This window comes from Streptomyces sp. NPDC046335 (assembly GCF_055587985.1).
The window spans coordinates 488,230-500,712 of record NZ_JBVJFF010000002.1 but is presented as its reverse complement, the minus strand read 5'-3'; the positions used below and the strand labels follow the sequence as shown (position 1 = coordinate 500,712).

At 68.9% G+C, this 12,483-nt stretch carries 14 protein-coding genes; 5 read left to right on the top strand and 9 right to left on the bottom strand.

All coding sequences use genetic code 11. The features are described 5' to 3' along the window. Nucleotides 1-2: 2 nt before the first annotated feature. The gene (locus ACZ6JY_RS06070; protein WP_469192681.1) at nucleotides 3-872 is read left to right on the top strand and encodes a GNAT family N-acetyltransferase; all 870 of its coding nucleotides are present in this window, start codon (nucleotides 3-5) and stop codon (nucleotides 870-872) included. A gap of 92 nt (nucleotides 873-964) precedes the next feature. On the opposite strand, the gene ACZ6JY_RS06065 is transcribed toward ACZ6JY_RS06070, so the two are convergent. Next, entirely contained in the window at nucleotides 965-1,384 is a 420-nt protein-coding gene (locus ACZ6JY_RS06065) for a GlcG/HbpS family heme-binding protein (RefSeq protein WP_469192679.1), read from the bottom strand. Between the two features lie 45 nt (nucleotides 1,385-1,429). Next, nucleotides 1,430-2,644 (bottom strand): MFS transporter, encoded by a 1,215-nt coding sequence (locus tag ACZ6JY_RS06060; RefSeq protein ID WP_469192677.1) that lies wholly within the window; start codon nucleotides 2,642-2,644, stop codon nucleotides 1,430-1,432. A gap of 141 nt (nucleotides 2,645-2,785) precedes the next feature. Between ACZ6JY_RS06060 and ACZ6JY_RS06055 the strand changes: the two genes are divergently transcribed. After that, nucleotides 2,786-3,244 carry a MarR family winged helix-turn-helix transcriptional regulator gene (locus tag ACZ6JY_RS06055; RefSeq protein ID WP_469192675.1) on the top strand — a complete coding sequence of 153 codons (459 nt, stop codon included), beginning with the start codon at nucleotides 2,786-2,788 and terminating at the stop codon, nucleotides 3,242-3,244. Nucleotides 3,245-3,307: 63 nt separating this feature from the next. After that, a complete protein-coding gene (locus ACZ6JY_RS06050) occupies nucleotides 3,308-3,760 on the top strand; it encodes a GNAT family N-acetyltransferase (protein ID WP_447038582.1) in 453 nt (150 codons plus the stop codon). A 126-nt stretch (nucleotides 3,761-3,886) separates the two neighbouring features. Here the strand turns inward: ACZ6JY_RS06050 and ACZ6JY_RS06045 are convergent, their stop codons facing one another. From ACZ6JY_RS06045 to dnaB, 3 genes are all read right to left on the bottom strand, one after another. Beyond that, nucleotides 3,887-5,263: a serine hydrolase domain-containing protein gene (locus tag ACZ6JY_RS06045; RefSeq protein WP_469192673.1), complete on the bottom strand. Its 1,377-nt coding sequence runs from the start codon at nucleotides 5,261-5,263 to the stop codon at nucleotides 3,887-3,889. Nucleotides 5,264-5,435: 172 nt separating this feature from the next. Next, on the bottom strand, nucleotides 5,436-6,590 hold the full coding sequence (locus tag ACZ6JY_RS06040; RefSeq protein ID WP_469192671.1) for a N(5)-(carboxyethyl)ornithine synthase: 1,155 nt from the start codon (nucleotides 6,588-6,590) through the stop codon (nucleotides 5,436-5,438). 111 nt (nucleotides 6,591-6,701) lie between these two features. After that, nucleotides 6,702-8,174: a replicative DNA helicase gene (gene dnaB / locus ACZ6JY_RS06035; RefSeq protein ID WP_469192669.1), complete on the bottom strand. Its 1,473-nt coding sequence runs from the start codon at nucleotides 8,172-8,174 to the stop codon at nucleotides 6,702-6,704. A gap of 460 nt (nucleotides 8,175-8,634) precedes the next feature. Here dnaB and ACZ6JY_RS06030 point away from each other — a divergent pair, with 460 nt between their 5' ends. Continuing rightward, nucleotides 8,635-9,972: an MATE family efflux transporter gene (locus ACZ6JY_RS06030; RefSeq protein ID WP_469192667.1), complete on the top strand. Its 1,338-nt coding sequence runs from the start codon at nucleotides 8,635-8,637 to the stop codon at nucleotides 9,970-9,972. Between the two features lie 105 nt (nucleotides 9,973-10,077). On the opposite strand, the gene rplI is transcribed toward ACZ6JY_RS06030, so the two are convergent. The 4 genes from rplI to rpsF form a co-directional block, all read right to left on the bottom strand. After that, a complete protein-coding gene (gene rplI / locus ACZ6JY_RS06025; RefSeq protein WP_469192665.1) occupies nucleotides 10,078-10,524 on the bottom strand; it encodes a 50S ribosomal protein L9 in 447 nt (148 codons plus the stop codon). Between the two features lie 18 nt (nucleotides 10,525-10,542). Next, nucleotides 10,543-10,779 carry a 30S ribosomal protein S18 gene (rpsR, locus tag ACZ6JY_RS06020; RefSeq protein ID WP_003949403.1) on the bottom strand — a complete coding sequence of 79 codons (237 nt, stop codon included), beginning with the start codon at nucleotides 10,777-10,779 and terminating at the stop codon, nucleotides 10,543-10,545. A 71-nt stretch (nucleotides 10,780-10,850) separates the two neighbouring features. Next, on the bottom strand, nucleotides 10,851-11,453 hold the full coding sequence (locus ACZ6JY_RS06015; protein ID WP_469192663.1) for a single-stranded DNA-binding protein: 603 nt from the start codon (nucleotides 11,451-11,453) through the stop codon (nucleotides 10,851-10,853). Between the two features lie 78 nt (nucleotides 11,454-11,531). Continuing rightward, entirely contained in the window at nucleotides 11,532-11,822 is a 291-nt protein-coding gene (rpsF, locus tag ACZ6JY_RS06010; protein ID WP_016644628.1) for a 30S ribosomal protein S6, read from the bottom strand. A gap of 268 nt (nucleotides 11,823-12,090) precedes the next feature. Between rpsF and ACZ6JY_RS06005 the strand changes: the two genes are divergently transcribed. Next, the gene (locus ACZ6JY_RS06005) at nucleotides 12,091-12,408 is read left to right on the top strand and encodes a hypothetical protein (protein ID WP_469192661.1); all 318 of its coding nucleotides are present in this window, start codon (nucleotides 12,091-12,093) and stop codon (nucleotides 12,406-12,408) included. The last annotated feature ends 75 nt before the right edge of the window (nucleotides 12,409-12,483 follow it).

Below are 12,483 nucleotides of genomic sequence, written 5' to 3'. Positions count from 1 at the left end.
GGGTGTCGACACCTTCCCTCTCCGCTCTGCCCATCCGCCGGCTCTCCCTCCGCGATGTGACGTTCTGCGCCGATCTCTCCGAGGACCGGGGCTGGCCTCGCGAAGAACACAAGTGGGGCCATCTGTTGTCGGCCGGAACGGGCTACGGCATCGACGACCCCGACGGCGACGGCCTCATCGGTGCCTACGTCGTGACCCGGTACGGTCCACTGGAGCGCCCCGATCTCGCGGCGATCGGCATGGTCCTCGTCGCCGAGCGATATGCCCGCCGAGGCATCGGACGCCGCCTGATGCGGTACGCCGTCGAGGCGGAGGCCACCACACCGCTGACCCTGCACGCGACACCGTACGGGCGGCCGCTCTACGAGCAGCTCGGCTTCAAGGTGATCGGGCGGGCCGAGATGGTCCGCGGCCGCTTCGCTCCCGCGGGCCCACTCCCCGCCGTGGACACCCGCCCTGCCACCGCGGAGGATCTGAGCGCCATCCTGCGGCTCGACACCGAGGTTTTCGGCCACGACCGCACCCACGTGATCACCCGGCTGCCTGCCTTCACCGACCAGTTGCGGGTCGCGGTGTCCGACGGCGAGATCATCGGGTACGCGGGCGCCTGGCCGAACATGGAGACCCATGTCGTCGGTCCGCTCATCGCCCGTGACACCGAGACCGCGAAGGCGCTCATCGCCTCGCTCGGCGCCCACAGCGACCGTCCGCTGCGCACCGACATCGACGTACGGCACGAAGAGCTCCTGGCGTGGGTGAAGGAGAGCGGTCTCGAATCCATCGCCTTCAACACGGTGATGGCCCACGGCATCCCGGAGCTGCCCGGCGACTGGACCCGCCGCTTCGCGCCGCTGACGGTGGCGGCCGGCTGACGCGACCCGCATGACATAGATAGGCCCGCCCTCGAACGCCGGGAATCACCGGCATCCGAGGGCGGGCCTGTCTGTTCGCGCCCGCTCGTGGGTTACGCGAGGACGTCCACGGCCGCCGTCGCGAAGCCGTGGTCCTGCTCCGGCGCACCGCCGCCGACACCGATCGCGCCGATCAGTCGGCCCTCGCGGTGGACCGGTACGCCGCCCGCGATGAAGAGCAGCGGCCGGTCCAGAGCGGTGGGGAGGGTGTGGAAGAGGCCGCCGGGCTGGACCGCGTCGACCAGGTCGGCGGTCGGGGAGTTCAGCTGGAGGGCGGTGTACGCCTTGCGGGTGCTGGTCTCGCCGGAGATCAGCACGGCCCGGTCGTCACGCCGGAAGGCGAGGAGGTGGCCGCCCGCGTCGAGGACGGTGACGGCGACGGTGACACCGGCCGCATCGGCCGCGCGACGTGCCGCGCCGACGAGCGACTCTGCGTCCTCGGTGGTCAGCGGGGCGACAGCGGTGGTGCTCATGGGTGTTTCTCCTTCAGGGATGGCGCTGGTGGGGGGATGGGGTGATCAGTGGTGGACGGGCGTCGCCTGTTCGACGGGTGCCGCGCCGGTCACGACCAGGCTCGGGAGGGCAGCGGTGGAGCGGCGCTCCAGCACGGCCGAGAGGATGGCGAGGAGCAGGGCCGAGCCTGCGAGGGCGGCGCCCACCCAGTTGGGGGCGGTGTATCCGAGGCCCGCGGCGATGACGATGCCGCCGAGCCAGGCGGCCAGGGCGTTGCCGAGGTTGAAGGCGCCGATGTTGACGGCCGAGGCGAGGGTGGGGGCTCCGGACGCCTGGTCGAGGACGCGCTTCTGGAGCGGCGGTACGGTCGCGAAGCCCAGGGCGCCGATCAGCGCGATCGTCACGGCGGCGGCGATCTTGTTGTGCGCGGTGAACGTGAAGAGAGCCAGCACGACGGCCAGGCCGCCCAGCGAGATGAAGAGCAGGGGCATCAGCGCGCGGTCGGCGAACTTCCCGCCGATCAGGTTGCCCGCGACCATGCCGAGGCCGAAGAGGACGAGCAGCCAGGTCACGGAGGAGTCCGCGTAACCCGCGACGTCCGTCATCATCGGCGCCAGGTAGGTGACGGCCGCGAAGACCCCGCCGAAGCCGAGGACCGTCATCGCCATGGCCAGGAGCACCTGTACGTTGCGGAAGGCCGCCAGTTCGTGGCGGAGCCGCCCGCCTTCGGGCTTGGGCAGGTCCGGGACGAGCTTGGCGATGCCCGCGAGGCCGATGACGCCGAGAGCGGCGACGATCGTGAAGGTCATGCGCCAGCCGAGCGTCTGTCCGACGAGGGTGCCCAGCGGCACACCGACGACGTTGGCCACGGTCAGGCCGGTGAACATCATGGCGATCGCGCCGGCCTTCTTCTCCGGGGCGACCAGCTCGGCCGCGACGACGGAGCCGATGCCGAAGAAGGCACCGTGGGCGAGGGAGGCCACGACGCGGCCCGCCAGCATCACGCCGAAGACGGGTGCGACGGCGGAGAGGAGGTTGCCGATGACGAACAGGCCCATCAGCAGCATCAGCATCCGCTTGCGCGAGATCTTGGTGCCGAGCACGGTCATCAGCGGGGCGCCGAGGACCACGCCCAGGGCGTAGCCGGTCACGAGGAAGCCGGCGGTCGGGATGGAGACACCGAAGTCTCCCGCGACCTCGGGCAGGAGCCCCATGATCACGAACTCCGTGGTCCCGATTCCAAAGGCCCCGATCGCGAGGGCCAGTAGCGCGAGAGGCATGGATCTACCTTCCAAACGATTGCAGGTGCGCTTAACGTGCGGCAACAATAATTGCAGACGCGGGCTAAATGCAAGCGCCGTATATTGCGTCCGTGGACTACCCTGGGTCGTAGCCACTCCGGGACGGAGGAATGAAGAGCCATGACAGCGACCGACCCCGCACTCACCGGCCTCGCTCAGGGCTGGTGCGCGCTCTCCCTGCTCCACGGGCAGATCGAGACCCACATCGAGCGCGCACTCCAGGCCGAGCACGGGCTGAGCGTGCGCGAGTACTCCCTGCTCGACGTCCTCAGCCGCCAGCACGACGGTGAGGGCGGGCACCTTCAGATGAAGCAGGTCGCGGACGCCGTGGTGCTCAGCCAGAGCGCCACCACTCGCCTGGTCACCCGCCTTGAGGACCGCGGACTCCTCGCCCGCTACCTGTGCCCCACCGACCGTCGCGGCATCTACACGGACGTCAGCGAGTCAGGCATCGCACTCCTCGCCGAGGCGCGCCCGACCAACGACGCGGCCCTGCGCGAGGCGCTCGACGAGGCGGCACAGAATCCGGAGCTCGCCCCGCTGGTCAGGGCCGTCGAGACCCTCCGCGCACCGGCCTAGAGGGGCGAACGGCCGCCCCTCTGGGCCGCCCCGGGCCGGCACGCCTCCACATAGGCTGCGCCCATGGGAGATCTTGAGATACGCCCAGCCGTCGTCGGCGACCTGTCAGCCATCGTGGCCATGCTCGCCGACGACCCCCTGGGCGCAACGCGTGAATCGCCGGACGACCTCACTCCGTACGTCACGGCATTCGAGCGTCTGGACGTCGACCCGAATCAGCACCTGGTCGTTGCCGTGCGCGAAGGGCGCGTGGTCGGCACACTCCAGCTCACGATCGTGCCGGGCCTCTCCCGCAAGGGGGCGACGCGGTCGATCATCGAGGGAGTGCGTGTCCACGCCGATGAGCGAGGCAGCGGGCTCGGCACCCGCTTCATCGAGTGGGCCGTCGACGAATCGCGCCGCCAGGGCTGCCAGTTGGTCCAGCTGACCTCTGACGCCACTCGTACCGATGCCCACCGTTTCTATGAACGGCTCGGGTTCACCGCATCGCATGTGGGATTCAAGCTTCAGCTCTGAGACGGCTGCCGTTACAAGCGCGCCGGGTCAGGTGATGAGCTGTTTCACGTGAAACATGTACTGCTGTTTCACGTGAAACGCTCCCTCGCCCGAGGCCAACCGGCGCATTGAGGTTGGTCAGCGTGGTCAGAAGCCGCGCCACCCCTGCGGGTCCACGCCGCCGGGGACCGGTGCCCCCGTGTCGTACGGCTCGCGCGTGAAGATGAACGACCCCAGGTCGAGATGGCTCACCGAGCCGTCCGCGGTGCGCACCGCCTGCAACAGCTCCCCCGCGTAGTAGCCGTTGAGCCCCGTCCACGTGCCGTCACCGTTGGCGCGGAACCGCGCCTGGCGCCCCGCCCCGGACAGCGGGCCCAGCTCCACGCCGCCGTCGGCCGTGAGCCGGAGCGCGAGGACCTGAGTTCCCCAGTACCAGGGCCCGGCCAGCTCCAGGACCTTCTCGTCGACTTCGGACAGCGGCCGCCATGGGGCGGGGATGCGCGGCTCGGCCTCAGCGACGATCTTCACCAGGTCCGCGGCGAGCTTGGCCACCAGCGGCCCCGAGGTGCAGTTGGCGAGCGCGACCGCGGTCACCCCGTCCCGCTCGCTCACCCAGAGCCCCGCCAGGAAGCCCGGCAGCGAACCCGTATGGCCCGCCAGGTCGATCCCGTCGTACGTCAGCAGGTCGAGACCCAGACCGTAGGCCCTCTCCCGGCTCTCCGGCTGCGACGGCGCCGACGGGGTGCGCATTTCGCGCACGGAATCGGCGCTCAGGACCCGGTCGTCGCCCTTCGCCAGGAAGCTTCCGAAGCGCACCAGGTCAGCCGTCGTGGACCACAGCTGCCCGGCCGGGGCCATCAGTCCGAGGTCCTCCACCGGCTCCGGCATCATCACGTCGGCCCACGGATGTACGGCAAAACCCCCGGCGTGCGGCGCCTCGGCCTGCGCGCTCGTACGGTTCAGCCCCAGCGGCACGAGGACCTCGCGCCGCAGCACCTCCGCCCAGGGTTCGCCCCGCAGCTCCTCCACGAGAGCTCCCAGCAACGTATAGCCGGGGTTGGAGTAGTGGTGGAGCCGGCCCGCGGGGTGCTTGAAGGGTTGCTCGCCCAGGACGTCGGAGAGCTTCGGACGCGTCGAGCCCGGCGTGCGCTCCCACCACTCACCCGGGGTCTCCGCCGCCAGACCGCCGGTGTGTGCGAGGAGTTCGGCGATCGTGACCTCCCCCGCGCCGGTATCGGGCACGTGCTTCTCCAGAGGATCCCCCAGGCTCAGCAGGCCCTCGTCCCGCAGCCTCATCACCAGTACGGCGGTGAAGGTCTTGGTGATCGAGCCGATGCGGTACTGGACGTCCTCGTCCGGCGCGTGCCCGTCCACCATGCTGCGGCCGCCGCTCCACACCAGCTCGCCGTCCCGGCCCACCGAGGCGACCAGCGAGGGCGCACGGCCCTGCGTCTGTTCGGTGGCGATGCGGTGCAGCAGGGCCCGGCGGGTGGCGGGGAGAAGTTCTTCAAGGGGATTCGTCATGGGACCAGTCCACCTGGGAGCCGCTTCCACGTCGAGCGAATTCGGGCGGCGCCCGGAGGCCGACCGCCGCCCCGTCACTCGGACGGCCGCCGTAGGTGACCACCTTGCCGTGGGCCGCCTTCCGGTCGGCGGCGTACCCGGGTGGGTACGGCGCCGGCCGGTCGGCGTCGGCTCAGAGCAGCGCGTGCGGATACTGCTCGGCGCGGTGCTGGAACGCCAGGACCGCGGGGTTCTGGACCTTGCCGTCGCGGATCTCGATCGCTCGCTGAATCGTGCGGTCACCGTCCCAGCCGGTCGGCCCTTCGAGGACCGACCGCAGGAACGGGATCAGCGCCTGGCTGTTCTCCCAGGTCGCCGCGTCCCACAGATAGGAGGGGCTGTGGTCCACCGCGTAGTAGTTGACGTGGTCGCCGACGGTGAACATCGGCTCAATGAAGGTGGTGGGCCGGGCCCAGGCGAAGCCCATGCCCTCGTCGCAGGAGACATCGATGACGAGGGTGCCGGGCGCGAGCTTCGGCAGGTCCTCCTCTATCAGGAACATCAGCGGCGCCGCGGTGTCCTGGAGCACGCAGTTGACGATGATGTCGTGTCCGGCGAGGAACTCGGCCAGCGGCTCCGGGCCGTCCTCGGTCAGCGCCATGCTGCGCCGCGGGTCGAGGGTGCCGTCGGCCACATCGTGGTCGAACCGCACGATCCGTGCCGAGTGGATCGGCGAGCTGACAGCGGCGACGCCGCGGGCAGTCAGCACGTCCACGTCGTGAACGCCCAGCGCGCTGAGCGCGGTCACCGCGCCGCGCGCGGTGGCACCGAAGCCCATCACCACCGCACGCCGCCGACGCCCGTAGTCACCGGTCGCCCCGGTCAGCTGCATGGCGTGCAGCACCGACGAGTAGCCGGCCAGCTCGTTGTTCTTGTGGAAGACGTGCAGGCTGAACCAGCCCTCCCGGGTCCAGTGGTTCATCGCCTCGAAGGCGATCAGCGTGAGCCTGCGGTCGATGGCGGCCTGCGTGACCTTCTCGTCCTGCACGCAGTGCGGCCACCCCCACAGCACCTGCCCGTCCCGCAGCTCCGCCAAGTCCTCGTGCAGCGGTTTGGCCAGCAGGATGACGTCACACTCCGCGATCAGCTCCTCGCGTGTGCGGAAACCGGCGACCCACGGTGCGAGCTGGTGGTCCGGAACACCGAAGTGCTCGCCGTAACCGGTCTGCAGGTAGATGCTCGCCCGGAGGTCGGCGTCGATGCGTTCGAAGTGCGCTGGGTGGATCGGCAGACGGTGCTCGTTCTCTTTACGGGTCTGCGACATGATTCCGAGCTTGAGCTGCTGCAAAATACCCCTTTGATTACTGCCTGTGTAACACACCCCGGAGCGCGGGGACTTGCTCGGCAGTGTTTCTCCGGGACGGAAGGGGTGCTCAACGGGCGAAGCGCCGACAGTGGATCAGGTCTGTGCCATGTCCACGAAACGGGAGTAGTGGCCCTGGAAGGCGACCGTGATCGTCGCCGTCGGGCCGTTACGGTGCTTGCCCACGATGATGTCGGCCTCACCGGCGCGCGGTGATTCCTTCTCGTACGCGTCCTCGCGGTGCAGCAGGATCACCATGTCGGCGTCCTGCTCGATCGAACCGGATTCACGCAGGTCGGAGACCATGGGCTTCTTGTCCGTACGCTGCTCGGGGCCACGGTTCAGCTGGGAGAGCGCGATCACCGGCAGCTCCAGCTCCTTGGCCAGGAGCTTCAGGTTTCGCGACATGTCGGAAACCTCCTGCTGCCGGCTCTCGGACCGCTTGGACCCGCCGGACTGCATCAGCTGGAGGTAGTCGATGACGACGAGCTTCAGGTCATTGCGCTGCTTGAGCCGGCGGCACTTCGCGCGGATCTCCATCATCGACAGGTTCGGGGAGTCGTCGATGTAGAGCGGGGCGGCCGAGACGTCCGGCATGCGGCGGGCGAGCCGGGTCCAGTCCTCGTCCGTCATCGTCCCGGACCGCATGTGGTGCAGCGCCACCCGGGCCTCGGCGGACAGCAGACGCATCGCGATCTCATTGCGCCCCATTTCGAGCGAGAAGATCACGCTCGGCATGTTGTGCTTGATCGAGCAGGCCCGCGCGAAGTCCAGCGCCAGCGTCGACTTACCCATGGCGGGACGCGCGGCAATGATGATCATCTGGCCCGGGTGCAGACCGTTGGTGAGCTGATCGAGGTCCGTGAAGCCGGTCGGCACACCGGTCATCTCCCCGGACCGCGAACCGATCGCCTCGATCTCGTCGAGGGCGCCCTCCATGATGTCGCCGAGCGGCAGATAGTCCTCGGCGGTGCGCTGCTCGGTGACCGCGTAGATCTCGGCCTGGGCGCTGTTGACGATCTCGTCGACGTCGCCGTCGGCCGCGTATCCCATCTGGGTGATGCGGGTGCCGGCCTCCACGAGGCGGCGCAACACCGCGCGCTCGTGGACGATTTCCGCGTAGTACTCGGCGTTCGCCGCGGTCGGGACCGTCTGCACCAACGTGTGCAGATACGATGCGCCACCGACCTTGGTGATCTCCCCGCGCTTGGTGAGGTCGGCCGCGACCGTGATCGGGTCGGCCGGCTCGCCCTTCGCGTACAGATCGAGGATCGAGGCGTAGATCGTCTCGTGCGCCGGGCGGTAGAAGTCATGGCCCTTGAGGACCTCGACGACGTCGGCGATGGCGTCCTTGGAGAGCAGCATGCCGCCGAGCACGGACTGCTCGGCGTCGAGGTCCTGCGGGGGGACGCGCTCGAAGGACGAGCCGCCGTCCCAGCCGCTCTCGCGGCCCCGCTCATGCTGCTCGTCGCGGCTTCGGCCTCCGTCGCGGCGCTGGCGGGAGACGGGCAGACGGTCACTGGGACCGCTGTCGGCCCAGGGGTCGTCCAAAGGCTCGGAGATACTCACCGGGCCACCTCCTCCCGTCCGCCGAGCGGACCTCGCCGTGCCCCTCTTTCCTAAGGCACGACACTGACAAATAAGGGGGCCCGACTCCGGTTCTGACGCGTTGATTTCGCGGGGTTTCCGAGGTCGTCCGACGAGGCGGGCGCCGGACCACGGTAGGCCCGCGGGCACCGTCAGCCAATCTGGTTATCCACAGGCGGTGTGGATGACGGGCCCGTTGCTGTGGAGAACTCGGGGAAACCTGTGCACGGCTCGGTGGACAGCCCTGTGAACAAGCACTCAGCCTCTCGGAAAACACCCGCCTGACCTGCGTCTTTCCCGTCCACCGGCTGTGCAGGAGAAAAAGTTTCCCGGTATGGCGAAGTTCCTTGCGAACGGCCTGCCACGGAGCGTTCACGCCGGGTCAAAGTAAGGGGCTTAGAGACGTTGCATCTCTTACCTGTGGAAGATTAGATTGGTGCTCATGACACAGGCTTCCGCCGCGCCCAAGGCCGACCGACGCAGGCACGACCGAGAGATCATCGCGCTCGCCGTACCCGCCTTCGGCGCGCTGGTCGCCGAACCCCTTTTCGTACTCGCCGACAGCGCCATCGTCGGCCATCTCGGCACCGCGCAACTGGCCGGACTCGGCGTCGCCTCGGCCCTCCTCACGACCGCGGTGAGCATCTTCGTCTTCCTCGCCTACGCCACCACCGCCGCCGTCGCGCGGCGCGTGGGTGCCGGAGACCTCCCGGCCGCCATCCGACAGGGCATGGACGGCATCTGGCTCGCGCTGCTGCTCGGCGCGGCGGTCATCGCCGTCGTGCTCCCCGGCGCACCCGCGCTCGTCGACCTCTTCGGCGCCTCGGACACCGCGGCCCCGTACGCCGTCACGTATCTGCGGATCTCCTCGCTCGGCATCCCCGCCATGCTCGTGGTGCTCGCCGCCACCGGCGTGCTGCGCGGCCTCCAGGACACCAGGACCCCGTTGTACGTCGCGATCGGCGGCTTCATCGCCAACGGCGCCCTGAACGTCGGCCTGGTCTACGGAGCGGACCTCGGCATCGCCGGCTCCGCCTGGGGCACCGTCATCGCCCAGTGCGGCATGGCCGCCGTGTACCTCTTCGTCGTCGTACGCGGCGCCCGGCGCCACGGTGCCTCGCTGCGCCCCGATGCCGCCGGAATCCGAGCGTGCGCCCAGGCGGGAGCGCCGCTCCTGGTCCGCACGCTCTCCCTGCGGGCCATCCTGATGATCGCGACGGCCGTGGCAGCCCGGCTCGGTGACGCCGACGTGGCCGCCCACCAGATCATTCTGTCCCTGTGGAGTTTGATGGCCTTCGCGCTGGACGCCATCGCCATCGCCGGTCAGGCGATCATCGGACGGTACCTCGGCGCCGACGACCCGGCGGGCGCGCGCGCCGTCTGCCGTCGCATGGTGCAGTGGGGCGTCGCCTCGGGCGTCGTACTCGGCCTGTTGATCGTTCTCGCCCGGCCGCTGTTCATCCCGCTCTTCACCGGCGATGCCGCCGTCCAGGACGCGGCACTGCCCGCCCTGGTGGTGGTGGCTCTCGCCCAGCCGATCTGCGGCATCGTCTTCGTGCTCGACGGTGTCCTGATGGGCGCGGGCGACGGACCGTATCTCGCGTGGGCCATGCTGATCACCCTCGCGGTCTTCACGCCCATCGCCCTGCTGGTGCCCACGCTGGGCGGTGGGCTCACCGCCGTGTGGGGGGCGATGTCCGTGATGATGGCGGTGCGCATGCTGACCCTGTGGTCGCGCTCCCGCTCCGGCCGCTGGCTCGTCACGGGAGCCACGCGCTGACCGTTTCACGGTGTTTCACGTGAAACATCGGGGCGCCTGGCCGAAAGGAAGGGGCCGCACCCGAACGGGTGCGGCCCCTTCACTCAGTCCTGCCGAGAGCAGTGCTCAGGCGGAGACAACCTCGATGTTGACCTTCGCGTCAACCTCGGGGTGCAGACGCACGGACGTCGCGTGGGCGCCCAGGGTCTTGATCGGCGAGCCCAGCTCGACGCGGCGCTTGTCGATCTTCGGGCCACCGGCAGCCTCGATCGCCGAAGCGACGTCGGCCGGGGTGACGGAACCGAAGAGACGACCGGCGTCGCCGGAGCGGACGGCCAGACGGACCTTGACGCCCTCGAGCCGGGCCTTGACCTCGTTGGCCTGCTCGATGGTCGCGATCTCGTGGATCTTGCGCGCGCGACGGATCTGCGCGACGTCCTTCTCGCCACCCTTGGTCCAGCGGATCGCGAAGTTCCGCGGGATCAGGTAGTTGCGGGCGTAGCCGTCCTTGACGTCTACGACCTCGCCGGCGGCGCCGAGGCCGGAGACCTCGTGGGTGAGGATGATCTTCATTAGTCGGTCACCCTTCCCTTATCGCGCGGTGGACGTGTAGGGCAGCAGCGCCATCTCACGGCTGTTCTTCACGGCCGTGGCGACGTCACGCTGGTGCTGCGTGCAGTTGCCGGTCACGCGGCGGGCACGGATCTTGCCGCGGTCGGAAATGAACTTCCGCAGCATGTTCGTGTCCTTGTAGTCCACGTACGTGACCTTGTCCTTGCAGAAAGCGCAGACCTTTTTCTTCGGCTTGCGCACAGGCGGCTTCGCCATGGTGTATCTCCTGTGTGATCAAGAAGTGGGGTTACGGCCCACCCTCGCCCGTGGCCCGAAGGCCCCGAGGCTTAGAAGGGGGGCTCGTCCGAGTAGCCGCCACCGGAGCCGCCGGAGCTTCCGCCCCAGCCGCCACCGGAGCCGCCCTGCTGCTGGCCGCCACCGGCCGGCGCACCGGTCGCCCAGGGGTCGTCGGCGGGAGCACCGCCACCGCCACCCTGCTGCTGACCGCCACCGGAGCTTCCGCCCCAGTTGCCGCCCTGCTGGCCGCCGCCACCGCCGCCGCCGTAACCACCCTGGCCGCCTCGACCGGTGGTCTTGGTGACCTTGGCCGTGGCGTTCTTCAAACTGGCGCCGACTTCCTCGACGTCCAGCTCATAGACCGTGCGCTTGATGCCCTCACGGTCCTCGTAGGACCGCTGCTTCAACCGGCCCTGCACGACGACGCGCATGCCTCGCTGGAGCGACTCCGCGACGTTCTCCGCCGCCTGACGCCAGACCGAGCAGGTGAGGAACAGGCCTTCGCCGTCCTTCCACTCATTGGTCTGCTTGTCGAAGATGCGGGGGGTGGACGCGACACGGAACTTCGCGACCGCCGCACCGGAGGGGGTGAAGCGCAGCTCGGGGTCGTCGACAAGATTGCCGACGACCGTGATGACGGTCTCGCCTGCCATGGGGGTACCTCTCGGCGGGTTTGCTGCTGGCTGCTTGTTGCTGCTGCTCGGTTCCCGGGTGCCGCTGAGCTAGGAAGCTCAGTGCATCTCGGGACGGAGGACCTTGGTCCGGAGGACCGACTCGTTCAGGTTCATCTGCCGGTCGAGCTCCTTGACGACCGCAGGCTCGGCCTGAAGGTCGATGACCGAGTAGATGCCCTCGGGCTTCTTCTTGATCTCGTAGGACAGACGACGACGGCCCCAGGTGTCGACCTTCTCGACCTTTCCGTTGCCCTCACGGACGACGGAGAGGAAGTTCTCGATCAACGGGGAGACAGCGCGCTCCTCGAGATCGGGGTCGAGGATGACCATCACTTCGTAGTGACGCATGTGGAACCCACCTCCTTTGGACTCAGCGGCCACGGTCGTTCCGTGGCAGGAGGGTCGTGATGCGTACGCAACGGTATCGGCCGCCACTGACAATCGGCTCCCGCGAGCGGGAGCTCATGCCGTGGGCCAAGGCAGACACCGGTGCAGACGGTACAGACTACCCGCACCAAGGCTTCCGGTTGAAATCCGGCGGTGGAAGGGGAGAATCTGTACACATCGGGTGTCTATGGCGCTACGATGCGCCGTCTTTCCGCAGGAGGTGCCTCACATGGCACAGGCAATGCGACCCCACGCCGCGACTTCCCTGTTCTCCACGGACGGCAAGGCCCATCCGCTGCAGGACACACTCATGGCCGTGACTCTGGTGCTCGGAGTGGTCGCCTTCGTGACGGCGATGTTCCACCACCTGCACCTGCTCAGCTCGTGGGCAGGCCTGATCGGTATGGCCACGGGCCTGTACGGCCAGTACATCTCCGAGACGACCCGCGAGCGCTTCGGCCTGATCCTGGGCCTCGGCGCCTCGGCGATGGGCTTCTTCCTCGGCATGGCGCACGGCGGGCTCTTCGGCGGAGTCCTGGGCGCCTGAACGGCCTCACGGGACCCCCGGTCCGGGCGGGCCGGGGGTCGAGGTCGTGTACAGCCAGACGGGGCGCTCCCGGGG